This is a genomic window from Herbaspirillum sp. C7C8 (genome assembly GCF_022627875.1).
Lineage (GTDB): Bacteria > Pseudomonadota > Gammaproteobacteria > Burkholderiales > Burkholderiaceae_D > Herbaspirillum.
Window position 1 is genome coordinate 41,484 of record NZ_JABXGG010000006.1, and the last position, 15,876, is coordinate 57,359.

Here is a 15,876-nt window from a genome sequence, read left to right on the forward strand (position 1 = left end):
GGGGATCTTGTGAATCTACGCCAAGCAAATCTGGGCATGATTAATTCATATCCAGGCGGATGGGATGGCATGGCTGCAGTCTTAGGTCTGAGCCGCGATGCGCTTGAGAACCGAGTGTACGAGCGGAAGGGCCAGTCGGTCAGCGTACATCAGGAGCTGCAGATGCAGGAATTCTCCGGTACTACTTTGTTTGCTGAAGCCATCGCTAATCGCAGTGGCGGCGTCTTCACCAAGCTGATTGAGCCGGGAACGGTGGACCGTGAAGACTTGCACTCCAAGTTCCAGGAATTGTGGGCCAAGGTAGGCGATCTATCGCGTGCCTATACAGCCTACACCGACGACAACTATATCGATAGCCGAGAGAAAGCAGATTTGCAGCGGATTTCCAACGAGATCCAGCGTGCTATGCAGGAGCTGATGGCGTTGATGTTCCAGATCTATTGCACGCCGGAAGAGCAGAGCACTCCGCGCGAGGTGCGTAAGGTATGAATTTTGAGGCTGAAGTCATTGCTCTGATGAGAGAGCATCAGCTGCCAGAATTGCCAGTTGGACATCCCATCTTCAATTCGAAAAAGGTCTTGCGCTTCGGCCCCAAGAAAAAGGGTTGGTACTCCTTGCGCAAGTTCACGCTCAAGTCCGGTAAGGAAGTGGTAGCGGGTTACTTTGGGATCAATCGCGGTAGCAATCACAATACGGTCCCCGTTCGCATTGAGTCTGAGAAATTCTCGGCTGAGGATGTCGCCGAGTATGCGGATCGCCAGCGTGCGTTCGAAGAGAAGGCGGCTGCAGATCGCGCCAATGCTGCACGTCTGGCAGCAAACCGCGCTAAGGGCCAGTGGTCGGCAGCGATAGAAGATGATGTGGGATCTCATCCATACTTGGTGCGCAAGGGCGTCGTCGCGGAGGGCCTGCGTGTTGATGCAGAAGGGCAGCTCTTGGTGCCGATGCGGCACTATTCCCATGAGGGCGGTAGCCTGGTGGGCTTGCAGAAGGTCTCGGCCGGTGGTGAGAAGCGCTACAACAAAGGCCTAGACAAGATCGGCGCCGGCTTCCTGCTCGGCAGTGCCCTCGACGCACCGATCATCGCAGTCGGGGAAGGTTATGCGACCTGTCAGTCGGCACGCATGGCTGCCGCCCTGTCTGAGACGAACAGTCATGATCTACCGGTCATGGTGGCCTTCGACGCCGGCAACATCATCCACATCGCCCGGAAACTTCGGACTGATTTCCCTAAAGCGCATCTGCTGTTCCTCGCTGATGATGATTTTCAGCTGGAGCTCCGCTACGAAGAGCGTCTGCGGGAAGATTTTGGCATCGATCCGGCGCCGGCCATCGATGGCGAGTGGCGGAAGGTCAAGACGGCCCGAGGCGATCTAGCCGAGATCTGTGCGGAGTATCGTTTTGGTCACCAGTCGGTGGCCTATCTGCATGTCGAGATCCGGTGCGGCCGCGTCATCAAAGAGATTCGATTCGAGAACGCCGGCCTCGCTGCATGCCACGCTGCAGCCATCGAGGTCGGCAAGGCATCGGTCGTGAAGCCGCTCTTCCGTGATCGAGGCGGCAAGAAGCTGACGGATTTCAACGACTTGCACCAAGTCGATGGCCTTGAGGCTGTCTCTCAGCAGATCTGCGCTGCCATCGTGGAAGCGATTGCTCCTGAGGTGCCCGCGTCCGTGGCCGTAGCGGCAGGCCCTCGGCTGTCCCTTGTCCCCCGCTCCCCTGAGGAGAGAAATCGGTCGGGGGCTCCTGCCCCCGAAGAGCAAAAGCAGGAAAAAAGCAAGGTTGATTCGGCTCCTGGTAAGGATAGTGAAGTCTCGGCTGCCGGTGGCGGGCGTGGGGGCAGGGGAAAAGGCAAGTCCAAGGCCGATGGCGATGAGGCTGATCCCGAATACCTGGAGAAGTGGCGCTACCTGGTCGATAACTTCGTCCTGCTCTATGGCACCAGCACCGCCTGGGATCGCGTCAGCAAGATGCAGATCGAGATCACGGCCCTCCGACTGGCCTATGGCAATGATGTGGTCAAAGGCTGGCTGAATACCAAGCGCCGACAGATGATCAACATCAAGAACCTGGTCTTCGATCCGACCGAGACGGTTGCTGAGGTCACGCACGTGAACATGTACGACGGTTTCGATGTCGTGCCGAGGAAGGGGCGATGCCAAAAGATTCTGGAACTGCTCAAGCACCTTTGCAATAACGATGAGGTGATGTTCTCTTGGGTGTTGAAGTGGATTGCCTATCCGCTCCAGCATCCGGGTGCGAAGATGGCCACCGCGATCATCATGCACGGCGATGAGGGCTCAGGGAAAAACCTGTTCTGGGAAAAGGTAGTTCGCCAGATCTACGGCCAGTATTCCTGGGTGATCGGGGACGCTGAGCTGGAGAGCCCCTTCAACGAGTGGGCCTCGCGCAAGCTGTTCCTGGTCTGTGATGAAGTGGTTACGCGCAACGAGCTCAAGCAGCTCAAGGGCCGGATGAAGAAGATGATCTCGGGCGACGAGCTGCCGATCAATCCGAAGAACCTGTCCGTGCGGTACGAAGCGAACCACATGAATTTCGTCTTCCTGTCCAACGAGCTGCAGCCGCTGGCCCTGGACAAGACCGACCGCCGCTACCTGGTGCTGTGGACGCCTCCCAAACGAGAGAAGGAATTTTATGCCGAGGTCGGCCGCGAGCTGGATGAAGGCGGCATGGAAGCTTTTTTCCACTACCTGAAGTATGAGGTCGACCTGACCGATTTCACTCCCCACACAGAGCCGATCATGAATCAGGCCAAGCAGAACCTGATCAGCCTGGGGCTCTCGCCGTCCGAACGCTTCTATCGCGAATGGGAAGACCAGGCGCTACCGGTGCCCTTCATGACCTGCAGTTCGCAGCAGCTATACAGCGCCTTCCAGCGATGGTGCACCTTGAACGGGGAGCGCTACACACCGACCAAGACGCGATTCGGGTCGGAGGTCAAACGGATCGCGGGGGCCGCGTTGCGTGACCAGGTAGTGAAGTATGAGTTCGGCGAAGCATACAAGCAGCGCACTGTCTACCTCATGGGTGAGCCGAAGGAAGATCAGTCACTGCAGGATTATGTCAAGAACGCGTGCGACATGTTCGAGAAGGATCTTCGCCGCTATCGGCACGTGTATGACCAACCGGAAGAGTTAACGGTCAACCCTTCACATAGCTGACAACTATCAACACGCTGAAAGCTGCATGAAATGGGGCTTTGTTAACGGTGTGAACAGTATGAACAGATTGTTGAGGTGTCTTCATGTGTGTGCGTGCGCGCACATGCGAGGGAGGAAAATGTTACTGCGTCTTGGATATCAATATTTACTCTTCACACTATTAATACTGTTAACAAACTCAATAAACATAAGGGTTTCAGCGTGTTGATAGTCATGTTAACGGTGTGAAGGGTAGTGAAAGGCAAGTGATGAAATCACGTGAGGCAATGCCAACGGTGGCCGCGTGGATCGATCTTCTACGGCAGGCATTCGGAGAGGCAGAGATCAATGAACAGCTGCGAAGAGGTGTGCGCGGTGAGCCGGTCTTCTTCGCTGCCGAGGGAAGACATCAGATCGGAACGCCATTACTTCCAGCGGTTGGGGCAATCAGGATTGACGCTGCAGGCAATCGTTACGCTGAGGATTACACCGGCAGCCAAGGTGGAAGTGATTTACAAATTGGGCCGGGCAAGTCCGGTGAACATCAAGCGAGGAAAAAATGAACGACAAATTCGGGCTCGATATCAACGACCTGTTCCGTAATGAGCATGAGGCGCTGACCTTTGCCTTCAACTACCAGAGCCAGCAGTATCCGCTGTCGCCGATGTCGAAGCTTGGTGGTATCAAGGCCCTCGGTACGGGCAAGGGCCTGGTGTCGGTAGACGGCGCTGCGCAGGCTGGCCTGCTTCGTAAGAAGCTGTCCACGTTGGACCCGTTGTTCCGGCACTGCCTGACAGCACGCTTCTCGCCGAAGTATGATCAATGCCCATGCTGCCACGGTGATCGGGCGATGCCTGAGTGGGTCGAGGCAATTGCTGGTCTGCGGTATTGGTCGCAGACGGCCGTCAGTGGTTTGAGTCACGGCCATGTGCGCGAGGCCATCATCAAGAACTACTTTGACAAGAAGACCTCGATCACGGATGCAGCAGATCGCGCTAAGGTGCCGATTCGCAACGTACACAATCAGCGCAACAAGATTCATGAGCGGCTGAAGCAGGTTGAGGCCCAGGCGCTTGCTGCTTACCGCGACATCATCGGAATCCGGTCGGCCGAGTTGGAGGAAAGTTAGAAGCAACTTTTCCACAGAAATCTCTTGACTGCATAAATCGGTGCAATTTATAGTCCGTTTCCGATACACGTAAAAAGTCCGTCGAAACCGCGCAAGCATCCGTTGCGCGGTTTTTTTTCGCCTGCATGATTGGTGCGGCCGCCACTTTGCGCGGCCACCTGCAGCGAACATTAGACATTTTGTTTTCAGCTTTCCGAATCAGCGCGCCGGCCCGGAAGCTGCCTTTGCCGGCGCTCTTCATTTTCGAGGTGCTTATGGGAACGTCGAAGGTTCCAATGCTCAAGATCGTGAGCGATGGCAGTGGCATGGGAACGCGCCTGGTCATGCCAGATGGCTCGGTCGTTCCTGGGGTGAGCCGTATTGACCTACGACCCATCACTAGTGACGGGCAGATCGAGGCTGTCATCACGTGCGTCAGGGTCGCTCTCGACATCGATGTGTCTGGCGAATTTGCCGAGCAGTTGTTCGCTCACCAGGATTAGCCAAGCATCGACGCTCTGCGGGTCCGGCCGTTTACAAAACTCTCCTTCTTCCGATTTTGAAGGCTGGGTCGGAAGCTTCGCCGCGCATCGTCGCGGTTTTTTTATTTGGTGTGTTAGACGCATGGCGGTCGATTACAAGCGGTTGTACGGCACGAAGCAGTGGTTTCGCTTACGTCACCACCAGTTGCAGAAGGCGCCGCTATGTCGCTTCTGCTTAGAGCAGAAGCGCGTGACCGCCGCGACCATCGTTGACCACATCGAGCCACACCGTGGAGACGAAGCGAAGTTTTACGATCCCGAGAACCTGCAGTCCTTGTGTAAGCCATGCCATGACTCAATCAAGCAGCAGATGGAGAAGAGCGGCGTCATGCGTGGCTGCGATGAATCTGGTTTGCCTCTGGATCGTAACCATCACTGGAACCGGAAATGAATTTCGCCGCACATCCGGGCAACAACGGCGCATTAGGTGCGCCGTCACGCTGGCGGTTGCTGAGGGCTAGGGAAACCACAGGGAAGGCGCGCCCCGCCTGGGGTTACTCCCTTTGCCCCTAAATATTGCATTTTCAGAACAGAAGTAGGAGGGGGCGGGTCGAAAGTTCCGGCCGCGCTTCTTCCACACCGCTCGCCTCCCGTTTTTTGTCAGAGCGGGAAATATGGGAGGGGGGTATCTCGACATAGGAGGTCAGCATGGCTGGCAATTCCAACTCTGGCCGCAAGCCGATGCCAGCAGCATTGCATCTGATTGGCGGCAATCGCAGTAAAAAAAGCGCGGCTGAACTGGCTGGCGCCGGCCGTCCGGTTGTGGCGCCGGCTGCACCGCCCGAATGTCCCGAGTTTCTCTCGGCCGATGCGCGTGAAGAATGGAATCGCATCGTCGCGGATCTGTTGGTGATGGGGCTGTTGTCCCGCGTCGACCGGGCCGAACTGGCGGTGTACTGCCAGGCCTGGGGTGACTGGAAGCGCGCCCGCGAGAAGATCACCGAGCTGGGCGAGCAAGGTTTTTCCGAGATGACGCCCAGTGGCTACAAGCAAATGTCCGTCTGGATGCAGATCTCGAATCGTGCCGAGGATCGCATGCGGACAGCCGGCGCATCGTTCGGCCTGAACCCATCGGCGCGCATGCGCCTGAACGTCAATGCTCCTCAAGGGGAGCTCTTCCCCAATGAGCCCAAGGAAACCGCGAACAAGTTCTTCAACGACTGATCGAGCGACCGCCTATGCGCGTGCTGTTGTTAAAGGCACGCTGGTGGCTGGCCCCGACGTGCGCAATGCCTGCAAGAGGCACTTGCGCGACCTGAAGGAAGGGAAGAAGCGCGGCCTGCGCTGGGATCTGAAGGCTGCCAATCACGCCATTGCCTTCTTCGAGGAAGTGCTCTGCCTGAATGGCGGCGCGTTCGAGGGAAGTCCGTTCTTGCTGCTCAGCTGGCAGTGCTTTGTGGTCGGCAGCTTGTTCGGCTGGATGGGTGCAGATGGTCTGCGCCGCTTTCGCGTGGCCTATATCGAGACGGCCAAGGGCAGCGGCAAGTCGCCGCTCGCGGCGGGCGTCGGCCTCTTCGGCCTGACCGCCGACCGGGAGCAGCGCGCCGAGGTGTACGCGGCGGCGACCAAGAAGGAACAGGCGCAGATTCTGTTCCGGGACGCCATCGCGATGTATGAGCAGTCGCCCCAGTTGGCAGCACGGCTGGTGACGTCGGGCAGCAAGGGCAAGGAATTCAACCTGGCTTACCACGCCACGTCCAGCTTCTTCCGCACCATCAGTGCGGACGATGGGCAGTCCGGCCCACGGCCACACATGGCCCTGATCGATGAGGTGCATGAGCACAAGTCGCCGCTGGTGATCGAGATGATGCGGGCCGGCACGAAGAGCCGGAAGCAGGCCCTGATCTTCATGATCACCAATTCCGGTACCGACAAGCGGTCGGTCTGCTGGAGTTATCACGAATACGGCTGCAAGGTCGTGGCGGGAACGGAACAGAACGACAGCCTCTTCGCCTTCATTTGCTCGCTCGATCCTGGTGACGATCCGTTCCAGGATGAGAGCTGCTGGGAAAAGGCGAATCCGAGTCTATCGGTGGGCATCCCTGGCCTGAAGTACCTACGGGAGCAGGTGACCGACGCGCGCGGCATGCCCTCGAAAGAGGCTATTGTCCGCCGGCTGAACTTCTGCCAGTGGACCGAGGCGGATAGTCCGTGGATCTCGGCCGATGTGTGGTTTGCCTGCCAAGAGGAAGAGAAGCTGCCGCTCGAGGCGTACTACGGCCGGGCCGGTGTGGCCGGTCTCGACCTATCCAGCACGCAGGACTTGACGGCATTGGTCCTGGCGCTGGACCCCACGCCCGAAGATCCGGTCACCCGGATCATTCCGTATTTCTGGTTACCGGGTGATGGGCTGCACATGAAAGCCGAGAAGGATCGCGTGCCTTATCTGGTCTGGCGCGATGCTGGTTACCTGGAAGCGCTGCCCGGCCGGGCGGTGGACCGCCTGGCGGTACTCAACCGGGCCGCTGCACTGACAGCATCATTCGACTTGCGGGCGATCCATTGTGATCGCTGGCGCCTGGAAGACTTCCAGCATCTGATCAACCGAGAAGGGGTGGCATTGCCACCCCTTCTGCCATTTGGGCAGGGCTTCAAGGACATGGCGCCGGCCATCGATGAGTTCGAGCGGATGCTGCTGGATCAGCGCCTGCGCCATGACGGCAATCCTGTGATGACCTGGTGTGCTGCTAACGCGGTGCTGCTGACTGACCCGGCGGGCAATCGAAAGATTGCGAAGGAGAGGGCGACTGGCCGCGTAGACGGCATGGTGGCGGCAGTTATGGCAGTCGGCGGGACGCTCGGCGAACCCGAGGACTCCGGCGACCTTGACGACTTTTTGAAGAATCCGATCATTGCATGAAAACAGAAAAGCAAACCTGGTCCCGCCGCGTGAAGTCTGCGGTAGTTGGGGTCGTCTCTGGCTGGCTTGGTCGGGAGATCCAGCTGACAGACGGAGAGTTCTGGCGGGGCTGGCTGGGGAACAATTTCTCCGGCCAGCGCGTGACCGTGAACTCCACCCTGCAGCTGAGCACGGCGATGGCGTGCGTTCGCCTGTTGTCCGAGGTGATCTCGACGCTCCCCTTCGGCTTGTATGAGAAGGACAAGAACGGCACGCCTATCGCCGCCAGCGATCACCAGCTGTATTACCTGATCCATACCCAGCCCAATGCCGACATGACGGCCTCCACCTTCTGGCAGGTTTTCATGACCAGCATGCTGCTGCACGGGGTGGCCAGGGTCGAGAAGCGGATGGCGGGGCGCACGATCACCTCGCTGATTCCGCTGGTACCGGAGTGCATCTCTCGTCGCCGCATTGCGCCAGGCGTGTACGAGTGGCACTACAACGATCCTATCCTCGGTACGTCGCGGGTCATTGCGCCGGGGAATCAGTGGGAGGTACCGGCCTTCACCTTGAATGGCGTCGACGGATTGTCTCCGATTGCCTACGGCGCCAATGTGTTCGGCGCAGCTCTGGCGGCGGACAAGGCCAGCGCCGAGACATTCACCAATGGTCTCAAGTCGCCGGGCCTGGTGATGATGGACTCAGTGCTGAAGCCCGAGCAGCGGGAGGATATCCGTCAACACGTCGACAAGGTGCAGAAGACTGGCAGCGTCATGGTGATGGAGAAGGGGGCCGGGTTTCAGCAGCTGAAGATGAACCCGCAGGACGCCGAGCTGCTGTCGACCCGCAAATTCAACATCGAGGAGATCTGCCGCTGGTACCGGGTAGACCCTTCGCTGGTCGGTCACGGCGGTAAGGACAGCAACTGGGGCACAGGCCTGGAAGAGAAGATGACCTGGTTAGTGACGCTTGCCATGCGGCCCTGGGCGGTGAAGCTGGAGCAGGCCATCCGGAAGGATCTGCTCCGACCGGAAGAGAAGCGCCGCTACTACGCGGAGATCTCGCTCGAAGGTCTGCTGCGCGGCGACAGCAAGGCGCGAGCTGCCTTCTACAGCCAGATGGTCCAGAACGGGATCATGACCCGCGACGAGTGTCGACGCTTGGAGAACTTGCCAGTCCATGGCGGCCAGGCCGATGTACTGACCGTGCAATCGAATCTGCTTCCTATCGATCAACTGGGCCTGGGCGCCGATGGCGCCACCCAAGTTCGCCAGGCACTCAATGCCTGGCTTTCACAAGACAAGGTGACAGAACAATGAGTTTTAAGACTATGGCGCGCAAGCGCGTGCCCTTCATTGCGGACGAGGTGAAGGACGATGGCACCTTCAGTGGCTATGCCTCGATCTTCGGGAATGTCGACCTTGGCCGCGACATCGTGCTGCCGGGCGCCTTCACCAAGAGCCTGGCCAGACTGAAAGCCTCGGGCGATCCGTTGCCGCTGCTGTGGCAGCACGACGAAACGCAGCCCATCGGCGGCTATGACGAGCTGGAGGAAGATGAGCGCGGCCTGCGCGTGAAGGGCTTCCTGCTCAAGGACGATATTCCGCTGGCGGCACAGGCGCATTCGCTGATGAAGCGCCGCATCGTCAAGGGCCTGTCCATCGGCTACTACGTCCTGGACGACAGCTGGAACGAGAAGGAGCGGACCCGCTCGCTGAAGGAGCTCGATCTCCTGGAGGTGAGTGCAGTGACCTTCCCCATGAACACCGAGGCATTGATCGACAGCGTGAAGTCCCGCCTGCATGGCGGGAAGCTGCCGAGCCTCTCCGAATTCGAGGACATCTTGCGTGAGGCAGGGTTCTCGAAGAGTCAGGCCACGATTGTCGCCAGTCGCGGCCTGAAGACCCTGCTTGACCGGAGTGAGTCCGGTGGCACCGACGGCGGCATCCTGGCTTCGCTGCAAGCCTTCAATTTCAATCCATGAGGAAAACTATGAATCAAGTTCGCGCAATCTACGCGGCGATCTCCAAGAAGATGGCCGCAGCAATCACCTATACCGGCGAGTTCCTGCACGCCTATCTGTTCATCTACATGGTGCGCACCGGTGGCATTCTGTTCGAGGGCGACCCCGAGCCGATCATGAAGGAGCTCAAGCGCATCGGTGACCAGGTGAAGGAAGTCGGCGAGAAGGCGCTGAAGGAAGCCGAGAGGGCAGGCGAGCTCTCGCAAGATACGAAGAAGAAAGTCGACGAACTGCTGGTCAAGCAGGGTGAATTGCAGGCGCGCCTCCAGGAGACCGAGCAGAAGCTCGACAAGCATGCCACCGGCCCTGCATCGGTCGAGTTGAAATCCATCGGCGGCCAAGTGGTCGAGTCCGATGAGCTGAAGGAGTACGTCAAGGAAGGCAATTTCAAGAAGAGCATCACCGTCCAGGTGAAGGCCCTCACCAGCGCCGCCAACAGCGTCGGCGCAGCCGTGGCGCCGGATCGCCTGGCGGGCATCGTGACTCTGCCGCAACAGCGCCTCACCGTGCGCGACTTGCTGTCGCCTGGCCGTACCTCCTCGAACCTGATCCAGTACATCAAGGAAACCGGGTTCGTGAACAATGCTGCCATGGTGGACGAAACCACGAAGAAGCCTGAATCGAGCATCACCATGATCGAGGCGCAATCTGTCGTGGCCAAGATTGCGCACTTCATCAAGGCATCCTCGGAAATCATGTCCGACTTCCCGGCGCTGCAGTCGATCATCGATACGCGCCTGCGCTATGGCCTGGCGCTGATCGAAGAAGCCCAGTTGCTGAAGGGCTCCGGTGTGGGCAACAACCTGAACGGCATCTATACCCAGGCCAGCCAGTACGTCGCGCCCATCGTGATCAACAATCCCACGCGCATCGATGTGCTGCGCCTGGCTCTGCTGCAGGCCGAGCTGGCGGAATATCCGTCCACTGGTATCGTGCTGAACCCGGCCGACTGGACCGCCATTGAGCTGCAGAAGGACTCCACGGGGGCCTACATCTTCGCCAATCCGCAGTCTACGGCGCAGCCGGGCCTGTGGGGTCGACCGGTGGTCACCACCAAGTCCATGACCGTTGACGAGTTCCTGGTCGGCGCCTTCAAGATGGGTGCACAGATCTTCGACCGCGAGCAGGCCAGCGTCACCATCGCCACGCAGAACGAAGACGACTTCGTGAAGAATCTGGTCACGATCCTGGCCGAAGAGCGTCTCGCCCTGGCGGATTACCGCCCGGAGGCCTTCGTCAAGGGCGACCTGACGCCGGAAGCGGCCTGATCGGCGCTGATCACCATCACAACTTGAGGCCGGCGCCACTGGGCGCCGGTATAGGAGAAGTCACATGGATGTGAAAGTTATTGCGCGGCAGTCGCTCATGCACGGTCGCCTCAATCTGCGCAAGGGGGAGGTGGTCGAGATCCCGGAAGCAGTTGCTGCGGAGTTGGAGCGGGTGTCCCTGGTGAAGCGAGTGGAGAGCGAGCCCGCGGCTCCTGCGGTACCCGCCAAAGGCAGCTCCGCTCCCGCTCGTGCCAGCCGTTCCAAAAAAGAGCCAGCTTCGGCCAGTGGCCCGCAGAACCCCGCAGCTGCAGCCGAGGCAAAGCCGAATGTGCCAGTGGATGGCGCGAATGCGGGTAGCCAGGCCGCGCTGCCGGCCAATGTCGTGCAGACGTCTGCACAAGGATCTGATGCCCCGACCGGTGTGCAGGCACCGCCTGCCGGTAAGGAGGAAGGTGCCGACCCTGGCGCAGGCGCCGACGCCGGTGGCAGCGGGGAGGGTTAATTCATGCCCCTCGTTTCCCTCGATGTGGCCAAGCAGCACTTGAAGGTAGACGAGGTCGATGAGGATGCCAGCATCGCGATCTACCTGGGCGCAGCAGAAGCGACGGCCGTGGAGTTTCTCAATCGCCAGGTGTTCGAATCGGATGAGGCGATGGTGCAAGCCGTGGCCGCTGAAACAGCGGGCGAAGCACCTATGGTGGTCAATTCTGCTATCCAGGCTGCGATCCTGCTGATCCTCGGCCATCTCTACGAGCACCGCTCGGACGTGGTGGCGGTGCGAGACATCTTCGAGTTACCGCGCGGATCGCAGTCCCTGCTGCAGCCGTATCGCAAATGTATGGGGGTGTGATGGCGCTCGATGAACCGACGGCCGGCGAACTGAATCGCCGGATCGAGATCCGCCACCGGCAGGATCTACCGCTGGCTGATACCGAGCTCGCCCATGCGTTCGGGGAAAGCCGACTTCGCTGGGCCAAGATCGAACCGGTGGGCGCGGCGACCTATGCGGGAAGTGTGCAGATTGAGGAGAAGGTAACGCATCGGGTCTTCCTGCGGCGGATCTTGGGTATCACCACTGATCACGAGATCGTGCATGGTGACCAGGTATACCGGGTGCGGCGTTCTATGGCGATGAACGGTGCGCCACGTTTTACGATGCTGGAAGTCGAGGAGCTCTGATATGGCAAAAGATCAAGGTTTCTATCTTCATTTCGGGGGCTTTGACGGCTTCGACAAGAAGATCGATTTCGACAGGAAAGAGATCCGCCGTGCCATGCGGCAGTCGGGGCGCACCGTCCAGCAGGCCGCCCGCAAGCTGGTCGCCAAGTCGACGCGCTCTCAGCCCGGCGCCTATCCCGGTCGCCGAACAGGACGTCTGCAGCGCTCCATCAAGCTCAAGGTGTCGCGTTCGGGCTTCCTAGTGCGAGTGGCCCCTCAACTGACCTCGGACATGAAGCAGTTCTATCCGGCGTTCCTGCATTACGGCGTCAGGCGCAAGCCGGGCGCCAAGCGCAAGGCCGAAGGAAAGGGCAGCGGAAGCAATCGTGTTGAGCCGCGCGGCAACTATATGGTCGACGCGCTCAATGATCGCAGTGAAGAGGTGCGCAGGATACTGCAGTCGGCCTTCGCCAAGGCTCTCGATATCAAGTAAGGATTCCCCTATGAAGCTGACTCCCGTTGTCGCGCAGCTGCGCGACCGCGTGCCCTTCTTCGCGCGCCGCATCTTTGGCGGTATCGATTGGGAGGCGCTGGAAGATAGCGCCAAGCTGGCTACTCCCTGCGCCTATGTGATCGTCGGTGATTCAGATGCCGAGCGCAACAAGTACCAGAGCATGGTCGCTCAAGACGTCACCGATCAGTTTGATGTGGTGGTGGTCCTGGATGCACCGAATGGCCAGGACCTGGAGCGCATTGACGACGTCCATATGGTGCGCACTCTGCTGTCGCTGGCGCTGGTTGGCTGGAAGCCCATGCCGGACTTCGAGCCCATTGAGTTCGTGGGCGGCCAGCTGATCCTGCAGAACCGTTCCCGCATCGTCTATCGCTTCTCCTTTCTTACCGAGTTCCAGCTCGGCCGGGGAGATGCGACGGGGCCGGCCGAGACCTGGGGCGATGTGGTGCGAGATGAGTTGCCAGCGATTACAGGCATCAAGTTCGAATTGGACGCCATTGACCCGATGGCGGACAAAAACCTGAAGTATCCAGGCCCGGATGGGCGTATTGAAATCACCATTAACCAGGAGTTTCCAAGTGAGTAATGACCGCTCCATTTTCGTCAAGCCGGGCGAGGGACGTGTTGTCCATGACCCCGCGCGTGGCGACGATCTTCCGGCCGAGGGCCGGAATGTGCCGCGCACCGCCTACTGGGTGCGCGCCGTGAATTCCGGCGACGCTGTCATCGCGAAGAGCAATGACGCTGGTACCGCAAAGCCTGCTGGCAAGTCGGCAGCCAAGTCCGCATCGAATGAAGGAGAGTCGCAATGACGGTCCCCTTCAACAATATGCCGGCAGACGCCAACGTGCCGCTGTTCTACGGCGAGATGGATAACAGCATGGCTAACAGCGCAACGTCGACACTGCGCCGCCTGCTGATTGCCCAGGTCAACGATGACCAGGTGCTGCCGGCCAGCCAGCTCCAGCCGATGGCCCGCGTCAGTGATGCCGTGGCCATGGGCGGCGCTGGCTCAATGCTCGCTTCCATGTACACCGCGTGGCGCAAGTCCGATCCGGCCGGCGAGGTGTGGGTGCTGCCGGTGAAGGTGGATACCGGGACTGCAGCCGCTGGCAAGGTCGAGTTCGGCGGTGCTGCGACGGAGGGCGGCGTGCTCAATCTCTACGTGGGCGCGACTCGTGTGCGCGCGACGGTGGTGATTGGTCAGACCGCTGCAGAAAGCGCGGCGGCCATTGCCGCAGCCATCAACGCGGCCAGTCTGCCGGTGACAGCGGTTGCAGCTGCGGGTGAGGTGACGCTGACGTGCCGCTGGAGGGGCGATACTGGCAACGATATTCGCCTGGCAATGAACTTCAAGGGCGCCTCGGCCAACGAGAAGACCCCGGCCGGCCTGACCGTCGCGCTGACGAACCTGACGGGTGGCGCCGGCTCTCCGGATCTGGTGTCGCTCCTGGCGCTGGTGGGCGATGAGCCGTTCGAATTCATCTGCCATCCGTATTCCGACGCGGCCAGCCTGGACGATTTCAAGGACTGGATGAATGACAGCTCGGGGCGCTGGTCCTACGCCCAGCAGCTGTGGGGCCATGTCTATACCGGTCGCCGTGGCACGATGGGGGAGCTGTCGGCATTTGGCAATGACCGCAACGATGCGCATATGACCATCGAAGGCTTCGAGCCGACCAAGCCTGATCCGATCTGGGATGACGTGGCCGCCTACACGGCTCGTCAGGCGGTGTTCATCTCGGCCGATCCGGCGCGTCCCACACAAACCGGTGAACTGGTCGGTTCCACGCCCGCGCCGTCGGGTGAGCGCTTCATCTATGTGGAGCGCAGCGCGCTGCTGAAGAATGGCATTGCGACGCAGAAGTATTCCGGCTCGTCGGTCCAGATTGAGCGTGCGCGTACCACCTACCAGCGCAACAGCTACGGTCAGCCCGACGATTCGTACTACGACTCGGAAACGATGCACATCAGTGGCGCCGTCATGCGTCGGCTGCAGTCGATCATTACCAGCAAGTACGGACGCCACAAGCTGGCCGATGACGGCACCAAGTATGGGCCGGGGGATGCCATCGTGACGCCCTCGGTGATCCGCAATGAGCTCATCGGGGAGTATCAGCGCATGGAGACGGCCGGCCTGGTCGAGAACTCGGCCTTGTTTGCCAAGTATCTGATCGTGGAGCGTGATGCAAACAATCCGAGCCGCCTCAATGTGCTGTTCCCGCCCGACTACGTGAACCAGCTGCGTATCTTCGCGCTGCTCAACCAGTTCCGCCTGCAGTACGCGGAAACGGCATAAGCATCCTCGATCAACCCTTATCGGCCCGGCTAGTCCGGGCCGTTTTATTTGGAGAATCCTATGGGACAAAAAACAGCAGGCGATTGCTACATCAAGGTGGATGGTGACCAACTCGTCGTCAGCGGCGGCTGCGAGGCTCCCCTCACGGATACCACCCGCGAGACGGTAGTGCCGGGCTACTTCTCGGAGAAGGAGCGCACGCCCTACATCAAGTGCGACGCCGTCGATACGCCGAACTTCCCGCGCGCCAAGCTGGCCGAGGGCACGAACATGACGGTGACCTGCGAATTCAAGAACGGGCGCACCTACGTGCTGACCGGTGCTTACCTGGTGGGCGACCCGACCACCTCGGGCGATGACGCAAAGGCCGGCCTCGAATTCCATGGCATCAAGGGGACCTGGCAATGAAGCTCTCCAAGCCCATCATGGCCCATGGCCAGGAGCTCACCGAGATCACCCTGAAGTCGCCGACCGGTCCGCAGATCCGCGCAGCCCGCGCCTTGCCGTACTGGATGGCTCGCGACGAATCCATGGCGATCAATACCGAGGCAGCGTCCCGGCTGCTGGTGGCTTGCGCTGCCATTCCGCAATCCTCGGTCGACCAGCTGGCAGCCGTGGACCGCAACCAGTTGTACTGGGAAGTCGTGGGCTTCTTCCTCGGCCAGGAGAGCGAGGACGAGGTGCAGTTGTCGTTCGAGCTGAAGGAGCCTACAGGCAAGTTCACGCGGGAGATCAAGGCTTTGCCCTATTGGGTCTCCCCGGATGGCTCCATGACCATCAACACGGACGCGGCTTCCAAGTACCTGCTGCACTGCTCGGGCAAGGAACAGGAATCGCTGGACGAACTGTCGGCGCGTGAGCTCAATTCCCTGTATTGGGCGGTCGCCGGTTTTTTCTTGGGTGGGACTTCCGAGACGACAGCGAGCTGATCGATATCGCTTACGAGTGTGCGTGGTTCTGG

20 protein-coding genes are annotated in these 15,876 nt (G+C 59.9%); all 20 read left to right on the plus strand.

Annotation, left to right across the window (positions count from 1 at the left end; genetic code table 11):
* Positions 1-9: 9 nt before the first annotated feature.
* Positions 10-489 (plus strand): YmfL family putative regulatory protein, encoded by a 480-nt coding sequence (locus tag HWE01_RS09400; protein ID WP_349640998.1) that lies wholly within the window; start codon positions 10-12, stop codon positions 487-489.
* Positions 486-3,182 (plus strand): DUF5906 domain-containing protein, encoded by a 2,697-nt coding sequence (locus tag HWE01_RS09405; RefSeq protein ID WP_241821631.1) that lies wholly within the window; start codon positions 486-488, stop codon positions 3,180-3,182. The genes HWE01_RS09400 and HWE01_RS09405 overlap by 4 nt, the downstream gene beginning before the upstream one ends.
* 248 nt (positions 3,183-3,430) lie before the next feature.
* Positions 3,431-3,724 carry a hypothetical protein gene (locus HWE01_RS09410; RefSeq protein WP_241821633.1) on the plus strand — a complete coding sequence of 98 codons (294 nt, stop codon included), beginning with the start codon at positions 3,431-3,433 and terminating at the stop codon, positions 3,722-3,724.
* Complete coding sequence (locus HWE01_RS09415) at positions 3,721-4,290, plus strand: hypothetical protein (protein WP_241821635.1); 570 nt, start codon at positions 3,721-3,723, stop codon at positions 4,288-4,290. Before HWE01_RS09410 ends, HWE01_RS09415 begins: the two co-directional genes overlap by 4 nt.
* A 125-nt stretch (positions 4,291-4,415) precedes the next feature.
* Positions 4,416-4,772, plus strand: coding sequence for a hypothetical protein (locus HWE01_RS09420; protein WP_241821636.1), 357 nt, complete (start codon positions 4,416-4,418; stop codon positions 4,770-4,772).
* A 121-nt stretch (positions 4,773-4,893) separates the two neighbouring features.
* Entirely contained in the window at positions 4,894-5,202 is a 309-nt protein-coding gene (locus HWE01_RS09425; RefSeq protein WP_241821637.1) for an HNH endonuclease, read from the plus strand.
* Positions 5,203-5,459: 257 nt separating this feature from the next.
* The gene (locus tag HWE01_RS09430; protein ID WP_241821639.1) at positions 5,460-5,975 is read left to right on the plus strand and encodes a phage terminase small subunit P27 family; all 516 of its coding nucleotides are present in this window, start codon (positions 5,460-5,462) and stop codon (positions 5,973-5,975) included.
* An 82-nt stretch (positions 5,976-6,057) separates the two neighbouring features.
* The gene (locus HWE01_RS09435) at positions 6,058-7,671 is read left to right on the plus strand and encodes a terminase large subunit (protein ID WP_349640999.1); all 1,614 of its coding nucleotides are present in this window, start codon (positions 6,058-6,060) and stop codon (positions 7,669-7,671) included.
* The gene (locus tag HWE01_RS09440; RefSeq protein ID WP_241821643.1) at positions 7,668-8,972 is read left to right on the plus strand and encodes a phage portal protein; all 1,305 of its coding nucleotides are present in this window, start codon (positions 7,668-7,670) and stop codon (positions 8,970-8,972) included. The genes HWE01_RS09435 and HWE01_RS09440 overlap by 4 nt, the downstream gene beginning before the upstream one ends.
* Positions 8,969-9,637, plus strand: a complete 669-nt coding sequence (locus HWE01_RS09445) for an HK97 family phage prohead protease (RefSeq protein WP_241821644.1) — start codon at positions 8,969-8,971, stop codon at positions 9,635-9,637. The genes HWE01_RS09440 and HWE01_RS09445 overlap by 4 nt, the downstream gene beginning before the upstream one ends.
* 8 nt (positions 9,638-9,645) lie before the next feature.
* Positions 9,646-10,944, plus strand: a complete 1,299-nt coding sequence (locus HWE01_RS09450; protein ID WP_241821645.1) for a phage major capsid protein — start codon at positions 9,646-9,648, stop codon at positions 10,942-10,944.
* Positions 10,945-11,008: 64 nt separating this feature from the next.
* Entirely contained in the window at positions 11,009-11,446 is a 438-nt protein-coding gene (locus HWE01_RS09455) for a dynein light intermediate chain family protein (protein ID WP_241821646.1), read from the plus strand.
* Positions 11,447-11,449: 3 nt separating this feature from the next.
* Complete coding sequence (locus HWE01_RS09460) at positions 11,450-11,794, plus strand: head-tail connector protein (RefSeq protein WP_241821647.1); 345 nt, start codon at positions 11,450-11,452, stop codon at positions 11,792-11,794.
* Positions 11,794-12,123, plus strand: a complete 330-nt coding sequence (locus HWE01_RS09465) for a head-tail adaptor protein (RefSeq protein WP_241821648.1) — start codon at positions 11,794-11,796, stop codon at positions 12,121-12,123. The genes HWE01_RS09460 and HWE01_RS09465 overlap by 1 nt, the downstream gene beginning before the upstream one ends.
* Before the next feature lies 1 nt (position 12,124).
* Positions 12,125-12,595 (plus strand): hypothetical protein, encoded by a 471-nt coding sequence (locus tag HWE01_RS09470; RefSeq protein WP_241821650.1) that lies wholly within the window; start codon positions 12,125-12,127, stop codon positions 12,593-12,595.
* 10 nt (positions 12,596-12,605) lie between these two features.
* Positions 12,606-13,202 (plus strand): phage tail terminator protein, encoded by a 597-nt coding sequence (locus HWE01_RS09475; RefSeq protein WP_241821651.1) that lies wholly within the window; start codon positions 12,606-12,608, stop codon positions 13,200-13,202.
* Entirely contained in the window at positions 13,195-13,428 is a 234-nt protein-coding gene (locus HWE01_RS09480) for a DUF2635 domain-containing protein (RefSeq protein WP_241821652.1), read from the plus strand. The genes HWE01_RS09475 and HWE01_RS09480 overlap by 8 nt, the downstream gene beginning before the upstream one ends.
* Positions 13,425-14,915: a phage tail sheath subtilisin-like domain-containing protein gene (locus tag HWE01_RS09485; RefSeq protein ID WP_241821654.1), complete on the plus strand. Its 1,491-nt coding sequence runs from the start codon at positions 13,425-13,427 to the stop codon at positions 14,913-14,915. The genes HWE01_RS09480 and HWE01_RS09485 overlap by 4 nt, the downstream gene beginning before the upstream one ends.
* 60 nt (positions 14,916-14,975) lie before the next feature.
* Positions 14,976-15,323 (plus strand): phage tail tube protein, encoded by a 348-nt coding sequence (locus HWE01_RS09490; RefSeq protein WP_241821656.1) that lies wholly within the window; start codon positions 14,976-14,978, stop codon positions 15,321-15,323.
* Positions 15,320-15,844: a phage tail assembly protein gene (locus tag HWE01_RS09495; RefSeq protein WP_241821657.1), complete on the plus strand. Its 525-nt coding sequence runs from the start codon at positions 15,320-15,322 to the stop codon at positions 15,842-15,844. The genes HWE01_RS09490 and HWE01_RS09495 overlap by 4 nt, the downstream gene beginning before the upstream one ends.
* Positions 15,845-15,876 lie beyond the last annotated feature (32 nt).

Bases quoted from the DNA above. Each gene is read 5' to 3' on its own strand.
- HWE01_RS09405 (WP_241821631.1), top strand. From the start codon at position 486: ATGAATTTTGAGGCTGAAGTCATTGCTCTGATGAGAGAGCATCAGCTG.
- HWE01_RS09410 (WP_241821633.1), top strand. From the start codon at position 3,431: ATGAAATCACGTGAGGCAATGCCAACGGTGGCCGCGTGGATCGATCTT.
- HWE01_RS09415 (WP_241821635.1), top strand. From the start codon at position 3,721: ATGAACGACAAATTCGGGCTCGATATCAACGACCTGTTCCGTAATGAG.
- HWE01_RS09420 (WP_241821636.1), top strand. From the start codon at position 4,416: ATGATTGGTGCGGCCGCCACTTTGCGCGGCCACCTGCAGCGAACATTA.
- HWE01_RS09425 (WP_241821637.1), top strand. From the start codon at position 4,894: ATGGCGGTCGATTACAAGCGGTTGTACGGCACGAAGCAGTGGTTTCGC.
- HWE01_RS09430 (WP_241821639.1), top strand. From the start codon at position 5,460: ATGGCTGGCAATTCCAACTCTGGCCGCAAGCCGATGCCAGCAGCATTG.
- HWE01_RS09440 (WP_241821643.1), top strand. From the start codon at position 7,668: ATGAAAACAGAAAAGCAAACCTGGTCCCGCCGCGTGAAGTCTGCGGTA.
- HWE01_RS09445 (WP_241821644.1), top strand. From the start codon at position 8,969: ATGAGTTTTAAGACTATGGCGCGCAAGCGCGTGCCCTTCATTGCGGAC.
- HWE01_RS09450 (WP_241821645.1), top strand. From the start codon at position 9,646: ATGAATCAAGTTCGCGCAATCTACGCGGCGATCTCCAAGAAGATGGCC.
- HWE01_RS09455 (WP_241821646.1), top strand. From the start codon at position 11,009: ATGGATGTGAAAGTTATTGCGCGGCAGTCGCTCATGCACGGTCGCCTC.
- HWE01_RS09460 (WP_241821647.1), top strand. From the start codon at position 11,450: ATGCCCCTCGTTTCCCTCGATGTGGCCAAGCAGCACTTGAAGGTAGAC.
- HWE01_RS09465 (WP_241821648.1), top strand. From the start codon at position 11,794: ATGGCGCTCGATGAACCGACGGCCGGCGAACTGAATCGCCGGATCGAG.
- HWE01_RS09470 (WP_241821650.1), top strand. From the start codon at position 12,125: ATGGCAAAAGATCAAGGTTTCTATCTTCATTTCGGGGGCTTTGACGGC.
- HWE01_RS09475 (WP_241821651.1), top strand. From the start codon at position 12,606: ATGAAGCTGACTCCCGTTGTCGCGCAGCTGCGCGACCGCGTGCCCTTC.
- HWE01_RS09485 (WP_241821654.1), top strand. From the start codon at position 13,425: ATGACGGTCCCCTTCAACAATATGCCGGCAGACGCCAACGTGCCGCTG.
- HWE01_RS09490 (WP_241821656.1), top strand. From the start codon at position 14,976: ATGGGACAAAAAACAGCAGGCGATTGCTACATCAAGGTGGATGGTGAC.
- HWE01_RS09495 (WP_241821657.1), top strand. From the start codon at position 15,320: ATGAAGCTCTCCAAGCCCATCATGGCCCATGGCCAGGAGCTCACCGAG.